The sequence below is a fragment of the Prevotella amnii CRIS 21A-A genome (genome assembly GCF_000177355.1).
GTDB lineage: Bacteria > Bacteroidota > Bacteroidia > Bacteroidales > Bacteroidaceae > Prevotella > Prevotella amnii.
Genome location: NZ_ADFQ01000084.1, coordinates 16,428 through 33,014 on the forward strand (window position 1 = coordinate 16,428; position 16,587 = coordinate 33,014).

22 protein-coding genes are annotated in these 16,587 nt (G+C 37.0%); 1 reads left to right on the forward strand and 21 read right to left on the reverse strand.

The features are described from left to right. Genes HMPREF9018_RS07375 through HMPREF9018_RS07400 form a run of 6 tightly spaced genes read right to left on the reverse strand, consistent with a single transcriptional unit; the run spans nucleotide 1 to nucleotide 7,254 of the window. Complete coding sequence (locus HMPREF9018_RS07375) at nucleotides 1-2,640, reverse strand: coiled-coil domain-containing protein (protein WP_039864644.1); 2,640 nt, start codon at nucleotides 2,638-2,640, stop codon at nucleotides 1-3. A gap of 10 nt (nucleotides 2,641-2,650) precedes the next feature. Beyond that, complete coding sequence (locus HMPREF9018_RS07380; protein WP_008449999.1) at nucleotides 2,651-5,596, reverse strand: TraG/VirB4 family ATPase; 2,946 nt, start codon at nucleotides 5,594-5,596, stop codon at nucleotides 2,651-2,653. A 34-nt stretch (nucleotides 5,597-5,630) separates the two neighbouring features. Further along, nucleotides 5,631-5,927, reverse strand: a complete 297-nt coding sequence (locus HMPREF9018_RS07385) for a DUF4133 domain-containing protein (RefSeq protein ID WP_039864646.1) — start codon at nucleotides 5,925-5,927, stop codon at nucleotides 5,631-5,633. Between the two features lie 11 nt (nucleotides 5,928-5,938). Next, nucleotides 5,939-6,328, reverse strand: coding sequence for a DUF4134 domain-containing protein (locus tag HMPREF9018_RS07390; protein ID WP_039864647.1), 390 nt, complete (start codon nucleotides 6,326-6,328; stop codon nucleotides 5,939-5,941). A 45-nt stretch (nucleotides 6,329-6,373) separates the two neighbouring features. After that, complete coding sequence (locus HMPREF9018_RS07395) at nucleotides 6,374-6,730, reverse strand: DUF4134 family protein (RefSeq protein WP_008449989.1); 357 nt, start codon at nucleotides 6,728-6,730, stop codon at nucleotides 6,374-6,376. 2 nt (nucleotides 6,731-6,732) lie between these two features. Next, nucleotides 6,733-7,254, reverse strand: a complete 522-nt coding sequence (locus tag HMPREF9018_RS07400) for a hypothetical protein (protein WP_039864648.1) — start codon at nucleotides 7,252-7,254, stop codon at nucleotides 6,733-6,735. A 735-nt stretch (nucleotides 7,255-7,989) separates the two neighbouring features. On the opposite strand from HMPREF9018_RS07400, the gene HMPREF9018_RS07405 reads away from it, so the two are divergent. Next, nucleotides 7,990-8,568 carry a hypothetical protein gene (locus HMPREF9018_RS07405; protein ID WP_039864649.1) on the forward strand — a complete coding sequence of 193 codons (579 nt, stop codon included), beginning with the start codon at nucleotides 7,990-7,992 and terminating at the stop codon, nucleotides 8,566-8,568. Nucleotides 8,569-8,747: 179 nt separating this feature from the next. On the opposite strand, the gene HMPREF9018_RS10745 is transcribed toward HMPREF9018_RS07405, so the two are convergent. From HMPREF9018_RS10745 to HMPREF9018_RS07455, 15 genes are all read right to left on the reverse strand, one after another. Beyond that, the gene (locus HMPREF9018_RS10745; RefSeq protein ID WP_008450012.1) at nucleotides 8,748-8,960 is read right to left on the reverse strand and encodes a hypothetical protein; all 213 of its coding nucleotides are present in this window, start codon (nucleotides 8,958-8,960) and stop codon (nucleotides 8,748-8,750) included. A gap of 29 nt (nucleotides 8,961-8,989) precedes the next feature. Then, nucleotides 8,990-9,136, reverse strand: coding sequence for a hypothetical protein (locus HMPREF9018_RS11020; protein ID WP_157794591.1), 147 nt, complete (start codon nucleotides 9,134-9,136; stop codon nucleotides 8,990-8,992). Nucleotides 9,137-9,241: 105 nt separating this feature from the next. Next, a complete protein-coding gene (locus tag HMPREF9018_RS07410) occupies nucleotides 9,242-9,610 on the reverse strand; it encodes a hypothetical protein (protein WP_039864650.1) in 369 nt (122 codons plus the stop codon). 16 nt (nucleotides 9,611-9,626) lie between these two features. Beyond that, nucleotides 9,627-10,406 (reverse strand): ParA family protein, encoded by a 780-nt coding sequence (locus HMPREF9018_RS07415; protein ID WP_008450024.1) that lies wholly within the window; start codon nucleotides 10,404-10,406, stop codon nucleotides 9,627-9,629. A gap of 209 nt (nucleotides 10,407-10,615) precedes the next feature. After that, a complete protein-coding gene (locus HMPREF9018_RS11025; protein WP_157794592.1) occupies nucleotides 10,616-10,762 on the reverse strand; it encodes a hypothetical protein in 147 nt (48 codons plus the stop codon). 45 nt (nucleotides 10,763-10,807) lie between these two features. After that, nucleotides 10,808-11,122 (reverse strand): hypothetical protein, encoded by a 315-nt coding sequence (locus HMPREF9018_RS07420; protein ID WP_081452781.1) that lies wholly within the window; start codon nucleotides 11,120-11,122, stop codon nucleotides 10,808-10,810. Beyond that, nucleotides 11,119-11,280, reverse strand: coding sequence for a MerR family transcriptional regulator (locus HMPREF9018_RS10750; RefSeq protein WP_008449998.1), 162 nt, complete (start codon nucleotides 11,278-11,280; stop codon nucleotides 11,119-11,121). The genes HMPREF9018_RS07420 and HMPREF9018_RS10750 overlap by 4 nt, the downstream gene beginning before the upstream one ends. Beyond that, nucleotides 11,271-11,453 carry a hypothetical protein gene (locus HMPREF9018_RS07425; protein WP_008450003.1) on the reverse strand — a complete coding sequence of 61 codons (183 nt, stop codon included), beginning with the start codon at nucleotides 11,451-11,453 and terminating at the stop codon, nucleotides 11,271-11,273. Before HMPREF9018_RS07425 ends, HMPREF9018_RS10750 begins: the two co-directional genes overlap by 10 nt. Nucleotides 11,454-11,461: 8 nt before the next feature. After that, nucleotides 11,462-12,040, reverse strand: a complete 579-nt coding sequence (locus HMPREF9018_RS07430; RefSeq protein WP_039864658.1) for a hypothetical protein — start codon at nucleotides 12,038-12,040, stop codon at nucleotides 11,462-11,464. Between the two features lie 178 nt (nucleotides 12,041-12,218). After that, complete coding sequence (locus HMPREF9018_RS07435; protein ID WP_008450005.1) at nucleotides 12,219-12,815, reverse strand: hypothetical protein; 597 nt, start codon at nucleotides 12,813-12,815, stop codon at nucleotides 12,219-12,221. Between the two features lie 23 nt (nucleotides 12,816-12,838). After that, nucleotides 12,839-13,867, reverse strand: coding sequence for a toprim domain-containing protein (locus HMPREF9018_RS07440; RefSeq protein WP_008449982.1), 1,029 nt, complete (start codon nucleotides 13,865-13,867; stop codon nucleotides 12,839-12,841). 30 nt (nucleotides 13,868-13,897) lie between these two features. Then, nucleotides 13,898-15,433, reverse strand: a complete 1,536-nt coding sequence (locus HMPREF9018_RS07445; RefSeq protein WP_008449987.1) for a DUF7833 domain-containing protein — start codon at nucleotides 15,431-15,433, stop codon at nucleotides 13,898-13,900. 3 nt (nucleotides 15,434-15,436) lie between these two features. After that, entirely contained in the window at nucleotides 15,437-15,574 is a 138-nt protein-coding gene (locus HMPREF9018_RS11120; RefSeq protein ID WP_008449996.1) for a hypothetical protein, read from the reverse strand. Beyond that, nucleotides 15,571-15,738, reverse strand: a complete 168-nt coding sequence (locus HMPREF9018_RS11290) for a hypothetical protein (protein WP_232724660.1) — start codon at nucleotides 15,736-15,738, stop codon at nucleotides 15,571-15,573. Before HMPREF9018_RS11290 ends, HMPREF9018_RS11120 begins: the two co-directional genes overlap by 4 nt. A 172-nt stretch (nucleotides 15,739-15,910) precedes the next feature. Then, entirely contained in the window at nucleotides 15,911-16,402 is a 492-nt protein-coding gene (locus HMPREF9018_RS07455; protein ID WP_008450014.1) for a helix-turn-helix domain-containing protein, read from the reverse strand. Between the last annotated feature and the right edge of the window lie 185 nt (nucleotides 16,403-16,587).

Below are 16,587 nucleotides of genomic sequence, written 5' to 3' on the forward strand. Positions count from 1 at the left end.
TTACTTTTCCTTTTTGGGTTTCTCTGCTGGGGAAGCTGAAGTCTTCTTGGCTTCGTCGCTGGCTTCTTGCCAACGTCCTAGGGCGTATTCGGCTATCGTGCCTCGTGATTTCCTTGTGATGGGCTTCAGATAATTATTGGTAAGAAAGTCTTTGATTCTTTGACGGTCATTCATGACCTTTTCAATGAGTACTAACTGAGAGTAGATATTGCTAAGCTGGTATTCAACTTCTCGTGCCACATCTAAACGGTCGCTAGCCCATAGCAGATGTATTGCATCGGGGTCGTCTTCTTCAGCTACATCCCTACCATAGTTGTACTTGACACTGATAGCACAGTCAGGGAGGTCTTTCATCAACTCCTTTTGACGCTCATTAACCTTTGCTGCACGCTCTTTCTCTGATAAGCTCATATCAAGATTCATCGTCTCAATAACATTCTCGGATGAGTATGCTGCAGAGAGCTTGTAGTCAACGCTCAATATGGCACGGTGAATCCTTATAAGATTCCATCCAAACCAAGGTATAAGATAACTTGGAGGTTTAGATAACGTGAGAGTGGCGGTGTAAGTTACCTCACTCTTTACCTGTGCACAATAAGCATGACGGACAAAAGTGTATTGATTCTCACCATTGACCCACTCGCCAGCATCTTGCCAAGATAATTGAAAGAGGCTTTCTAATTCTCTCATATTGGAATTAATTCTGTAAGAACCGCCTGTATCTTCACTTAAATCCTTATAGTACTCTGCTATAGCATCTTCTATCTGCGTTAAAGCGTTTTGTATCTGTGACAGCTGACTTTTGAGTGTTCCCTGTTCCGCATTGAGATTATCGTATTGCGAACGAAGCTCACTGACTTTCTTATCGTTATGAGCCATCTTGGCTTGATGGATCTGTCTTATTAAGCTATTTAGCTTATTATCATTGGTTCTTATCTGCTTTTGTAGATTTTCGATATCTGCTTCATAGCCTTTCTTCTTATCTTGCAGCTCTTTAGAGTCATTGGAACTTAACTGGGTATAGTCTAAAGCGAAGTTCTTTGACTTGGGATCTTCTAAGGACTTGCCTTGCTTACCGTTTTCTTTCCAGTTGAATGAGCCTTCTGCTAAATTGGCTCCATCGTCGCACTTGGAAAGGAAAGTGACAGAATTACAGCCTTTCATCTTGTTCTCATCAGCCATAGTGTAGAACTTCTTATCGCCAAAGCCTAACTTATAGGTTACACGCTCGAAAGATGGCTTGTCTTGCTCTAAGCTGTTGTAATATCTTAGTTGACTCTCCATACGATTTTTGAATGTTCCTTCGTCCATAGACTGGGAATCGAAAAACTCCTCATACACTTCATTCTTGATACTCCAAGAGTCTACAATTTTGATAGAATAAGCATAAAAACAATGACGCTTGTAATGCCTTTTACCCCAGCCATGCTTATAGGATTCTCTACGGTTTTCATGCTGCAAAAAATATGTCATGGTCGCATGGTGTCCAGGATTTTCCTTGTTGTACTTATCAACCTTTGCCTGATTCCATCCTGCAAGGCGTTCGGATTCTGCCTTGGCTGATGCTATCTCTGAAGAGGTTAAGACATGGCAGTACTCATTATCACGTGGACTTACAAAATGCAACCACCCATTCCATTTATCATCCCGATCGGCTTCGGCCTTGGGTTTGTAGTCGCAAAGAACCTTACTGCCACTGTCATCAGAATAGATATACCAACGTTGCTTATAGTACTGTCCCTGTAGCTCCTTGATATAGTTACTGATGTAACCTGTGATACTGTAATTGTCTATCTGAAAGAGTCGTCCTACTGCTGCTGCATCATCGCCTTGTAGTACGCTCATCAAGATATTCTTTACACTTCCTGCATTTCGTATATTTTCGTATTTTTTGCGGAAATTCTGACATAGCTGGTAAAGCTCTTCAGGTGATGATTTGAATATTCGACCAAGAGCAGAAAAGTCTTTCATATTGCTAGCAACGGCTCCTTTGCCTGCTGAAGCTAGGACTGCTCCGATTTTATTAATGTCACTCTTAATACCTTCCTTGGCTGCTTTTATATCAAAGTCACCAACCTTATCTAAGAGTTCTTTCCAATTTACATCTGCAAGCTGGGATAAATCAAATATTTTTTGCAGCTTTTCATTGATAACTAAGAAAGTTACATCTTTGAAGGATAGTTTTCCATTAGTAACAACTAACTCGAACTGCTTGCATAACTGCTCAACATTATTAGTAGTTTTATAGAGGTATGGACCCCAATAAAGAGCATTGTCGGGTTCCTTAATCATTTTGGCAGCAATAACTATGAGCTTTGGCATAATACCATCTTTAACCAAGAAGAGGATGCGCTGATAGTAATAGTTCTCGTCTGTACCGAATATACCTGCATCACGCATGGCATTGCGGTCTTGACGCTTAGAATAATATATTCCAACTGTAGATAAACTAGCCTTGGTATAATGTTTAAGGATAGATTCTATATCTGCTCGTGTTCTGCGTTCTGTTTCTGACTCTACAACATAGGCTGCACCCATAGCTGCAGCGGTCTTTGCATCAAAATTAATAGCATGGTAAGACTGTGCTAACAACTTGGTCATCACAATCATCATGAAGAATATAGGTATGAAACGACGCATATCTGATTTTTTATTTGTCTAATACTTTTCTTTCTTTTAATACTTTCCTTGCAAACTCTAAGGAGCTCTTGATACGTGAATGTTTCCAGTCTCTTACAAAAGCTTCGATAGCTTGCTGGTGATCACAACACAAAATCTTCTTATAGAGTTTTAAGGCGAGTTTCTCGACTTTCTCTGTCGTATAGCTCATGTAACATTCAGGCGGTTCTTCAATGCCGTAAACATCGCCTTCTTGACCTCGCTTAATAAATACCTCTTTAAAGGGTGAACGACCCTCCTTGTTCTCTAAACGATTGATGGTGAATATCTTCTTACAGTCTGTATCCGTCAGAGCCAATGTTTTCTTAATATTATCAAACTTGTCTTTGAACTTGCTTTGATCAAGCAGCATAAAGACACCTGAATTGTTAATGATGGCTTCTTTGACAATCTTGGACTCGGTGACATCTTGAATCTCCTGTGTGACAACGCCAACCATTGCCCAGTGCTTACGAGCGGTCTTATAGAGGTATTGAATATAGGTAGCCATGACTGGGGTGGCAATGGCTTTCCATGCCTCTTCAATAACAAGACACTTACGTCCTTCCTTTAAGAGCATCTTTTGCGTAAATACGTCCATAATGATAAGGACGACAATAGGGAATAGAACTGGGTTCTCTTTTATCTTATCTATCTCAAAGACAATGAATTTTTCATTGAACAGAGAAGAGTCCATATCATTGTTGAGGGTATATTCCATCTCTCCGCCTTTGTAGAAGGGCTTTAAGATGGTGGCAAACTCATTAATAGCGAAACTGACATGGTCTTCTTTCAATATCTGTGGTATGCGTTCGATAGCGAACTCATAATAGCTGTTGAAATTGAGTTCCGTTACACGCATCTTCTTACGCTGGCGTTCTATCTTATCTATCTTTCTATTGATATGCTGAAGATATTTACTCTCGATAACTTCGGGAGTGAGACGAAGAAGTTGACTCTTGGCATTTTTCTTCTCGCCTTCAGTAGCAGCTTTGTCATCAATGACGGCTTGCAACTTATCACGGAGGCGAAGATTACGCTCCTGTTTGTTTTGACTTGCAGCTGACTCGGGCTGTTCTGTATCAGACTCATCTTCGCTATAGGTAATATCATCGATGTCTTCAGATGCTCCATAACGTCTTTCTAACTCTTCTTCATATTCATCGTATTTACCGGTGCGTTTGTCTTCGAGTTCCATGATATGGCGAATATCCTCTCGCTGTGCTTCGGTAAATCCTTCAAAAGGATGAAAATACTCCTCGAAGTATTCTATCAATGTTTGATTTACTATGGTCTCCTCTAACTTTGTTGGCTCATCTTTGCCCTTGAATATAAGGAAGATAATGTTTCTAAGGAAGTCTTTCTTTGCCTGGAAGTTTTGTTCGTACTCGGTCTTTTCTATCTTGAAAGGGTTCATAGAAATAGGGTGTTCTTTAGAATAGGTCACATATACACCCTCAAAGTAACTACAGAGTCCTTCATAACTATCACCTGTGTCTACAATAACGATATCAGTATCCTGCTCGTAGTATTGACGCATGACGGTGTTCATAAAGAAAGACTTCCCACTTCCTGAAGGACCTAATACAAAGAAATTACTATTATCGGTGTATCTTACCTTACCTTCCTTTCCTGATACGTCGATAGACATTGGAACGCCTTGTCTGTCGGTATAATAACACTTTAAGTTTGTATCGTCTCCCTTTTGTTGACGTTCCTTATAAAGGAGACATAGAGCTGGTTCGGAGAGGGTTAAGAAACGATCGTAATCTATATTGAGTTCGTAGCAGTTGCCTGGAAAACTGGCTACAAACAACTCTAACTGATTATAGGCACGCTTAGATAGGTGCATACTATAGCGTGCTAATAAGTTCTCTAAACTATTGGTAACCTTCTGAAGGTCCTTGTCAGCTGATGTCTTAACCATTAGGTTATAATGGGCATATACGAATTGCTTACCGTCACGTGCTACTTCATTTAAGACATTGTTAATGTCTTCAACGGCTATCTGATTATTTGGATTAGGGATAGAGGCATGACGGTTTTTCTTCTTTTCCAATTTCATAATCTCTCGCTTTTGATTAGGAAGAAAGATAACCTGATTGTAGACGATGGTGTCTACTTCAGGAAGTATGCTTAAATCGGAAAGAAGATCTTGGGGCATAACAGTGTTATTGACATTAATATCGGCATAAGGACGAAGAACACCTGGAAGACCAGGATCATCAACATCCAAAAGACTGTAGATCTTCAGCTGCTCATTACCCATGCCGATTTTCTCTGATTCTACCTTGAAGTCTGTCATAGAGACAACATCGTGCTTGAAATCTATAGCAAAGAAACGCTCGGTGAAATTCTGACATTCGTTGCTGTTAAGGAAACAACAATTGATGTTTTCACTACTTAAACGGTCGTAGACTTTCTGAATTTTAACTTGAAAGTCTCGCCATTTATCTGCATTATAGGATTTTAAGCCCCCAGTACGACCACGTTGAGTGATAGTGAGGTAGGTAACGGAGTCTATATAGGGACGACCATTGAAAAATTTGAGATAAGCATCTGAAAGGAAGTGCTTCTTTACATCAGTATCTTTGCTGGCGATGCTTGACATATTAAAGTTCTTACGGACGAAGATGTCTTGCTTATGAATGGCATAACCTTCGCCTAAGACTTGAAGGACAGAGGCTAGTAACTTTGTAAACTCATAATAGCCTTCGGTGTCGGCTGAATATTTTCTTACTGGGTTATCCATCTTTAAGATGGCTGAATAATCGCCCTTCTTGGTATAGACAATGCCTATATCATTGACATCTTCGAAGCTGAAATAGATGTCTTCAAAAATTTTAGCTCGTTTGCTTCCTGTGCCAAAAGCTTTGACAGAAAAGAACATTCCTAAAAGGACGGAAGCAAAAACTAATATGACGATTATAGTAATCATGTATTTTTTTATTTACTATCAAAACTGTTTTCTATCAATAATTCCGAGAACGACAAAAAATATAGATACCTTTAGGACTTTTCTTTGAATGAAGCCCTTTATGCTGTTTGACGAAGATAGCAACACCTCCTACAGAGAGGATAATGGTGAGTAAAACCAAGGCTATAAGGAAGCCAAAGACAACGTAACCTATCAAGAAAGATAAGAGTCCTCCGCCAACAGTGCAAGCTGCCCAAACAATGTATCTTCCTCGAAGGCCCAGGAATTCAAGGGGTTTTTGAAGTCCCTTGAATACTGGGTAGTCAGGATAGTCATTCTTGACTTGTGGCATTGTGTCATCGTTTAGAGACCGAAGAACAATGGTAATGCCTGTGCAGCTGCAATGAGGAAGATACAAGCACCGACTATCATCATGATCGACTTCTTAACATCCTGTTCCTCATTGTTCATCTTGATATATACAGAAATTGCACCCAAAATAGCTACAATACCTGCAATAACATAGATGAGTTTGGTCACAACTGGCAAGTACTTCTTGATAGAGTCACTAGCAGAACTAATAGCCTTTACGCCGGAATCCATACTCTGTGCTTCTACTGAAACTGTACAGATGACCAGCAGTAACATCGCGGCTACAAAGCGGGGATCCATGACTACTGTCTTGATTTTCTTACTTACGGTTACGCAAAATTGCTTGGCACCGCTTACCTTTGTTGACAAGTTTATGTTCATTGTCGTAAAAATTAAATTAATTAATAAAGTTATGTAATAAAAGTATTACCAAAGTCGATCGGTGATTCCAAACTGGAAACCGAAGAAGGCTGGAAGAACTACAGTTGCAGCCAACAGGAAGATACAGGCTCCTACTAAAATGAGTATGCTCTTCGTAAGACCCTCCTCACCAGTCTGCATCTTGATGTAGATGTTGGTTGCACTGTATATGGATAATATTGCTGCAATGGAATAAAGGAGATATAATACTGCTGTACAACAGGTGAGAACATAGACAACCATATTATAAAGGCGTCCTGAATTACCACTATAGTCTGTTGTTCCGCAGTTTGCCATCATTGGCTGCCCTAAAAGCAGTAATGATGCTATCAGTGTGTAGTTTCTATATTTCAAATTCTTCATGATTAAACTGATAATAGTTGTTCTGCTTGCTCTTCTGTATCTCTTGCTTTTTCTAAGGCTGCCATATATGTTTCTTGAAACTCATCTATATATACAGCACCTTGAATAGTAGAAGGAATAGTATTAAGTTTTTCATTGATACCATCAACCTTTGCCTTGGATTGAACTGCAATCTCGTCAATGTCTGCTCCAATAATATCTGTTGCAGAAAGAGATTCCAGCCCTGATGGAACAGATAAATCCTCCTCTTCAGCAGGAGGAGTGGTATCTTGCTCTTTTTTTGTTTCTTCTTGCTGACTATCAGGATTGTCAATGCTGAACTTACCATCTGCTTCCTCATTTACATTTATAGGAGTGGTGATGGAAGATCCTGAAGTATTTTCTACAGGGGTACCTGCATAAATGACCTCAACACTGTCTTTCTTTTCGCCTTTGGTGCCGAACAAATCAAGACAAATCATGACTACATAGTAAATGACAAAGATGAATGTCACTACAATTGCAAATATTCCGAATGATCCCATATTCTTTTATTTATTGGCTACAAAGTAAATGACTTCATTCCAAAAAAACACTATCAAAAAAATAAAAGTCTTATATTAACGTTTTCAAAATCTTTTAAGGGATTTTCAGAAGATTTTATGTTAAAATTTGGGACTCATAATTTTTTATATTTTTAATTTCTCGGCTCTTTAATGGCTCTAAAGAGTAAAATAAATATACTTTTTTAGTTTCAAAAAAATACTCGTCATATTCTTTTGCAAGTGTTTTTATATGCTTATATTTTCATATATACGTAGATATAGCTATACAAATATATTGTAATAAAGCTATATCATTTGAATAAGAATATTCCTATGCTCTATCTATACCTATAGTAGTTTTTACTTTCCCTTTTATCTATATTTTCATTTTGTCTCTGTTCTCGGCCACTCACTTTTCTTCTCCGCTAGTAGTCATCTATCGACTTTTAGATGCAAAGGTAGTACTGGTAAGAAACACGGCAAATACCAGTTCCCTATTGACAATAAATTTTTCAAAACCCTCCGAAATCAAATAGATTGCGGTTTCCTGAAAAATTTATCGATCAATTATTTGTCTTACTTTCCTTTTCACCAGCACTCTTACCTTGCACATAAAAGGTTCGAGATGACGGTTACACCGGAATAAAAAAAAGTTCGGGTCGAAGATCCAAAAAACCTAATAAGGTTGAGAATCAGGATGCCCGAAATTAATATTAACTTCTTTACATTAAGAATATGGCAAATTGGGCAAGTACAAGTTATGCTATCGAGGGTAGCAAAAGCGATTTAGAAAAAGTGTTTAATGCGATTGATGGTTTCGTGAAAGGTAAGATGAAGCCTGTTGCAGAAAACGCAGCTAATGAATGGGAGGGTAATGTCCTTGTAGCTTTAGGGGCAACAAAGGAGCAGGTGAAAGAGAGTTATCTCCGTGGCTTCATCGAAGAGTATGAGTTAGATGAAAAAGCTCTTCGCATCAATGCTGAAGAAGCTTGGGGAGCAACAGACTTTAGACACGTTTTGGGGAAACTTATGCCCGACCTCACCATATACTATATAGTAGAGGAAGCAGGATGTGAGGTGTTCGATACAAATGACACTGATGGGAAATACTATCCGGAGCGATACTTAGTTGATGCTTATGTAAAGGACGCAGATTACTATGAATATTTTGAAACAGAAAAGCAAATGAAGAGTTTTGTTTCTTCTTTGCTTGAAAAAGAAGACTTCACCGAAGAGGATATTGAAGCATGGAACGAGGAACATGAAGATGATGACTCTTACATAAATGTTCATGAATTCAAATACGTCGCATAATGATAGGTAACGGAGAGGTTAACCACCTCTCCATAAACCAATAAGATATGATAAGAGAGAATATAATTAAATCTATTAATGAAACCTTAAAGGAATTATCTCATAAGGCTTATATGTGGAAAAAATCACAAGTAATAATTATAATAAACTGCAAATATATATGTTGAATTCTTACTTTTTTATGTTATTAAACGTGACCTTATTATAAGAACTTTCTTTGTTATATGATGCATACCATCTTCTGTTAGAAGATGGCTAAGATATGCTGCAGAACAATCCAAATCCTCTTCAGTAAATCTTCTGAACAAGGCTGCAATACTACCAAAGTAATAGTTCCTATGATTGTGGAGGAAGTGAACGTGTATCACCTTTCTATATTGCTTTTCTTTCATACTCTTTACCTATATAAAGACTAGGCATTTTATTGGCTCTTTTCTTTCCAAAGATAATTTCCAATAGCATCTTTTTCCATATACTTATCTGTAGTAACCTCTATAGCAATTCTATTGCTTCTCCAATTGATAGTGAAAATCTTTACGTCAAAGTAGCCTGAAAGTAATCCTTCCATACCAATAATATACATCTCCTGCCCAGCACAATATAATACTTAACTTCATATTTTATAAAAATATTACTGCATAATCATCTATATATTTAATATATAGAATAATTACTAACGAAATATAGTATTAATATCACCACGTACGCCTTTCTTTGGACGTATCTGACCATGCTGCTCTTCATACTTAGAAACAACCATATTTAATCCTAAAGTAATAAGCTCGTTGATTTGAACTCCTTCCTTTTCAGAGATAGCACGTATCTTATTCATAAGTGTCTTATCTAATGATGTGCAAATGCGCATCTTTCCATTTGTCTTCGAACGAACGCTTTTAGAACTATCCTTGTGCTCCTCTTGACTGTTGTTTCTACTTTCAGAAATAGTGGTAGAGTCTGATGACTCACTCACTGGAGAGACAGCTGAAGATGTTAGACCTTCTAACAGTTGTCCCATTGCATCATTATTAATCTTTTTGCTCATTACCTGTTTCTTTTATTTATTTACCTGATGTCTTACTTAATAACTCTTCTACAAAGGAACGATAGTCCGCTGCACCATTGCTCTTTGGATCGTATTCTACTATATTAACAGCTTCAAGTGGGGCTTCAGCTATTTTGATGTTCTTACGTATCTTGGTCGTAAAGACACTATTACCTAACTTGTCACGAAGACCTGCTTCTATCTGCTTACTTAAATTAGATTTCTCCCAGCGTGTAAGAAGAATTCCTGCTGTCTCTATCTTTGGGTTGAGCTTCTGTTTTACCATCCTTATAAAATCACTTATCATAGTTAAGCCCTGAAATGGCAGTACTTCAGCCAAGAGGGGGATAATAACAAGGTTAGAGGCGGTGAGAGCATTGAGGGTAAGAAGTCCTAATGATGGGGGACAATCTATGAGTATGTAGTCATAGTTTGTAACCTGTGACTGCAAAACGTCAGAAAGAAGATGCTCCCTTGCCATCACAGAAGAGAGTTCAAGGTCTGCAGAGGCAAGACGCAATGAAGATGGAATAATGTCAAGATTTTCCGCTATCGGATAGATTGCTAAATTATAGGCTGCTCCTTTACAAGAGGTTGAGAGTGCATCATAGATGGTAGACTCTATTTCTTCATTCTTTAGTAAAGACGATGTGAGATTACTCTGTGCATCCATATCTACTAATAATACTTTCTTACCTAAGCTGGCAAGAATAGAACCAACACTTGCTGTTGTCGTGGTTTTTCCGACACCTCCCTTATGGTTGGCAAATGAAATGATTGTTGCTTGGTGTGTCATATCTTATAAATTTATTAGTTTAATAGATTATCCCTTGATATTTACATATTGCTTTATTACTATATATATGTATAGTTATATATACGTATGCAAAGATATACAAAACATCTCATATAACAAAAGAATTCGTATTTATTTTACGTTAAAAATAATTGCCACTTTTTGAAGAAAACCTCATTCGGCTTACTGCCTAATTGATTAAATTCGTATTATAGTCTTTTATAATCGATATCTTCAAACAGCTCAGATATGTCACCCTGATGATACAATTTCCCATTAACACCCATTGCCGTCCCATCACAGTAGTACTGCCTTAGTTCTACTACCTCACCTGTCTTTCTAAGTTTTGCTTTCATAATTTAAATGCTATTTGATTAGCATAAGTCGATGCCATTGTGTGGCTATTTATCATATTTGTTTTCTTTTATGTTAAACATTTCTTTACAGACATCCTCTGCTATTTTCCGGGCTTCTTTCTTGGAAATGTATTGGTCATCGCTTTCATCTTCTTCATTCCATGAATCTACTTCTTCCTCTTCTATATTCCATCCATCATACTCTTTCTCAATTTGCAGGAAAAACCACAGAATAATAAAAATGGCACCTATCCATCCTAAGAAACCAGTATGTAATACCCACAAGAAATCTGCCATTAGCAGTGAACCTATCAAATATACAATGAGTACAGAGAGTATGAAATAAAGCAAATGTTTCATACCCTGCCCTCCAATATTTTTAGAACATCGCTATAACGATATAACTCACGGTGGGGAGTAATCCTTGTGAGGACAAGAAATCCTTTCCTTGCCCATTTTCTAAGGGTAGAATAATCAACAAGTAACAAGGACGCTGTTTCTCTTTTTGTCAAGAGCATAGGCTGTCCTTTATGTTGCTTGACCTTACGTTCCAGCTAAAACCGCTTATTTCTTTGTTTTCAGGATGCTTGAAATCATAAGTTTCATAGCCTTGCATGCGCAAAACGTTCAAAACATTGTCGTAAAATCTGTTTCGCCAACTACTGGCTAAATATATCTTTAAAGGTCTCATATCACAAACTATTTTAATAATCCCTTACACAACATTTCCGCATATTTAAGACTGTCTCTTATGACAGGATAACTAAGACTATCATATTGCCCTCTTTCAAGAATTTCTATCTGCTTGCTATATACGGATGGATCGTTATTATACTTATTTAATAGGAAGTATCTTAACCACATATCTGCACCCCGGGGACGTGGTAAGTCTAAAAAATCTAAGACTAATACCGATAATCGCTTCTGCTCTGTTCTGTTGAGTACGATGCACTCTCCAGTTTCTTTATCAATCCAGCTACAAAGCATGTGTGCAGTGTTATTCTCTATGTCAATGCTTATCTGAAAGCATGAGATTCCGAATAGCTTCTCTATTCGCTCTGCCAGGCATTGCAATTTCCACATGGTAATTGTCTTTTTTATTAGAAAATTAATTTCTCTGATTAGTTTCATGCTGGCAAAAGGCTTGAAATTCTTCTTCTCATAGATTAAGGATAGTAGCTCTTCTCGTTTCTGTGAGTAAGTGACTACTTGATAAAATTCAGGCATGGGTAATAAATCCGAAAAGCCTGTTTTGATGGTTAGAACATTGTCAATCATATCTTTACTTGTTAGCATTTATACTGAAAAATGAAATTACATTATTTTCTATTTTCTGAATTTGTCATCATCATAGCTATGGCTTATTTCATAATAGAAAGCTGCAGCTAAAGCAATAAACAAAACTATGAAGATTATTATATACGTCATATCTTAAGGATATATATTAAAAAATATATTAACTATCATCTGATGGGATTTCAACTGCTTTTGCAAACTGCAACAGGTTTGAATACCCTTTATAAAGTGTATTGCAGGGTACAGCATATCTTCCATATCTATCTATTAATGTTTGGGTAATAGTATTTCCTGTGACATCGTTAGGAAAGAATAAATAGACTCTGTTGTAATCGTCACCTTCTATGAGTAGATGAAGGAAGTTTCTAACATCGGACATGATGATGACATCACTATCTGAAGGGAGACGAATAAAACCGTTATCTTGCAAAGATAAGTAGGCTAAATAGTCTGTTACATCATGGAAGGCGCAGAGTCTATTACTTCTCTGTTCTTTCCTTGCTGATAGAAAACTTATTCCAGCATTTTTCAGAGTTATAGGTTTCGCTGTGAGTTCATGATTAACAAACTCTATTCCTTTATTCTGATTTATAATACCAATTCCTCGATACACTTTTGAAAAGTGTCGATAGGATATTTCATGAACAGCTGGGAGCTGCTTTATATCCATATTCAAGATACTCTGTGTATCTGTAAACTCTTTGACGTGAATATGTTCAGGTCTTTGTTCTGATGTACTAATAAACGATTTAGACATAAGCTTAAAATCAATTTTAAGAGTTATTGTTGACTTTTAATTAGAGCTTGAAGTTCTTTGTCTGTGTGTCCTAGACGGAAGAAATCACTTATATCTTTTTCAGATTTACTTCCTGCAAGAGGAAGATCTAACTTGAAGACATTGTACTTCTTTCGATACTTTTGTACACGTAATTCTGATTCTTTTTTACCGGTTGCGTCAGTGTCATACAGAAAGATTATCTTATAAAAACGCTTAGAGAGATTTTTAAAGATAGCTTCAGGTATGTTGGCAGTCTCACTATTGAAAGTAAGGGCAGGAAAACCATGCGAAGCAAGGGACATTACGTCTTTTTCTCCACCTGTAATGAACACGACATCACCTTTTACAGGTAATTGCTCATAACCAAAGATATAAGGCTTTGGAAAATGACCTGCATACATGAAGCGCAGCTTAGCCTTGGGACGATAGATTTTGACCCTGCGACTACCATCAAAGAAATATCCATAAGTAGGAATAGCTTTTGACCCATAAATGGCAAACTCCCTACCTGAAGCCTTCGTAAACGTACAGCTGATGATACTTCTTACATTGTATCGTTTCAGGGTTGCAAGGTCAATACCATATTCTTTCCAATAGCTTTCTTCCCATGGCATGAAAGGCTGTGTTTCTACTTTGAAACTTGCTATGCTGCTGCTAGAACTCTTATTCTCTGAAGGAACTTGTCGTGGGACAGCAATATGATGATTGGTGTTGCCAGCGTCAAATACTCCGAGACAAAGATCACGGTTTATGACCTGAAGAACTTCACGAAAATTGGTTTTCGTATTGATATTGCAAAGTTTTCCTACAATCGTAAAACAGTTTCCGCAAAAGCTGCTGTCACCAAAATCTTGAAGATAGTATTGCTTATCTCCACTACTTCTATTGTTGAAATATAGGTGACAAGATGGTCGGCTGTCTTCCCGAAAGGGGTTACGAAATATCTTCTTAAGACATTTCTCGCCGAGGTAGTGAACAAAGATATCTAATCCTCCACCTGTTAGCTGTAATATTCTTTGTGCTTCATTCATAACTGCGTGAAGTTTTTATTTGTAACTTTCTTATACTTGCTGTATCCGATAGCGGAGTTGTATGCCTATTCCGAAGAACTTATGTAAAACAAGACTTAATGTTTCAACATAGCAACTTTCTAATTTCTCATAGACTTTTTTGTTAGGGAGGACGAGCAATAGCGTCTTTTTTGTCTCGTCATATGACTCGAAGCAAAGTTGCTTGAAGATAGAAGTAAAAATTCTTTCACTGACTATTTTCTCAAAGGCTGACATACATTTACCCCATAGAACTATACCATAGTTCTTTAGAGGGGTAGATATCTTTAGCTGGACTTTTAATCGAGAGGCATTACGCTTATACCAGTTACAGAAATAATCTAAGAAAGCGTCTAAGCTACTTGGAACTACTTCCTTTCGACATTTCAGGTTGGCCAAAAACAGGGTTAGTGCGGTATAAAGAGTTTCTTTGCTCGAAAAGCCATAGAGCTGCTGCATGGAACACACCCACTCGTCATCTGAAACAAGTTCCTCAATGGAAGAAAATTTTCGCGAAAGCGAGTTATTATAATAATTATTATTATCTCTTTCTCTATCTCTATTCTCTTTTATAATATGTTCGCGCGCGTAGTTACCTTCGTAATAAGTTGGTAACGTTTTTGAAACGTTTTCTTTTGGTCTATCATTGGTCTTCTTTTGGCCCACTTTTAGCCCACTTTTGTTATAACTTGCTGATTTATCATTAATTACAAAATTTTCAGTAACTTTCTCGTGAAGATTTCGTGAGGAAATTTTTTGGTTAACTTTTGGCCCACTTATAGACTCTTTATTGGCCCGTTTTTGGACATGTTTACAAGATAATTCCATTGCTGAATTTTCACTATATTCAACAATATCTGCATCAATATAACCTTCGTTATTAGTGTTATATTTGGACCAATTTGGACCAATTACAGGAAGATTATCCTTCATGTAATCCGAAAACTCTATCAACCGAACAGATGAGAGCTTATTTTTCCCATCATAGCCTACATTTAAAATTCCATATTTACGAAGTCTTAAAAGACCTTCTTTGATTTCCTTTAGTGTTAACCCTGTAAGTAAGCTGATTTTCTTAATATCAAACCACTGGGGATCTTCATATCTATCATTTTCTGAATAAGAATGGAGGAGGATATGAAGATAGAGATGAAGATTCTTTGCATCTACAAAGAAATCCTGGAAGTCTAAATCATAATACAGTTTTACCCAGCCACCTCTTACATCCTGTAAAGAAAGAAACTTATTAAAGTCTCTTACTGTTATAAGGACTCCATTACGTCTTAAAGAAGAGACATGAATAACACCTGCTTCCTTTAACTTGTCGAGGGACTTGCGAGCAGACTTACGAGTAACCTGCAAGAACTCTGTTATACTCTGAATAGAAGTGCGAAATTGTCCTGGCATTGTAATCTGATTGAAGAAGGATTTATCTTCTCTTTGAGCATTCAGAAAGATGTGCAAAAACATCTGCACAGCATTGCTATCATCATAGAAAGAACAATTATAAAACTTTCTCATTAAACCAATCCATTTGTAATCTCCCATAATCTATCTATTTTCAGGGTTAATGGCAATAGCCTTTACTTGTGTATACTCATTGAGATTTTCTAAATCATCAATGACTCTTCCTGTTTCATCTACCAAAACAAAGGATGTAATTGGTAATCTATTATTGGCAATTTTCATATAGCTTCTTGATTTGATAATGGTTGTTCTGACTCAATTCTAAAAGAAAGGATAGCTATTCCACGGTTGCCACGTACAGTAATACTGTTATTTGTATGGCTGATATGTTGAATCCTTGAGAGCAAGGATTTCCCGTGATGCCATCTGACTTCGGCTCCTAACATGATAGTGAGGATTTTATCGAATCTTTTTTCTATATCTTCTTTAGTTCCAATTTCTCTATAGAGAGATGGGATAATCTGAAAAAGAAGATCTACAAGCCATAATGGCTTCTTTTTTACATGAACCTCTTTAACAATATGATACATAGACACTTGAATTGAATTAATAATTAGGTTACTTTTCCGTCGGATGTATACATATTGGATTATATCTATCCTTGTAAACTCCTTCTCGCTTTAAGAGTTTATAGATGGTACTTTGTTCCATATAAAATTCATTAGCGAGAGCACGCATAGCTGCCTTGGGGGTAATAAGGTTACTTAATATAAGGGAACCATACTCTTTAATATACTTGTCTATTACCAACTGCCTACGTTGAACGTTCGGAGTTTCATAAACTAAGATTTTATTAAGTTCTTCCCTTATTTCACTAGGTAGACTAGCAACTACTGCTGGATTAAGCTTTGGAAAACGTTTCCGATGCTTACGCTTCTGCTCTGCTAATTCAGGATTATACACACCATTATCGCCAACATTACGGTTTATTTCACGTAATATCGTCGTACGATCAAAATTAAGAACTTTTGCAATCTCTGCGAAGTCCTTGCCTTCTTTAAGAAGTCTGGCAATTTCTTGCCGTTTGGATAAATCTAATTGCTTGCTCATTGTCAATGCTAAAAGTGTTAAATGGGGAAGATTTTCTTCTTTTACCCAGTTTTTTGTGCATTGACAGTTGTGTTTTTCTCGAAGCTATTACACTTCAATATCCATTGATAGCCAACATTTTATAGTAATTGTTCAAAGGTGTAATTAACACTTTTAACAAATTGTACTTCTATGTTGAACTGACG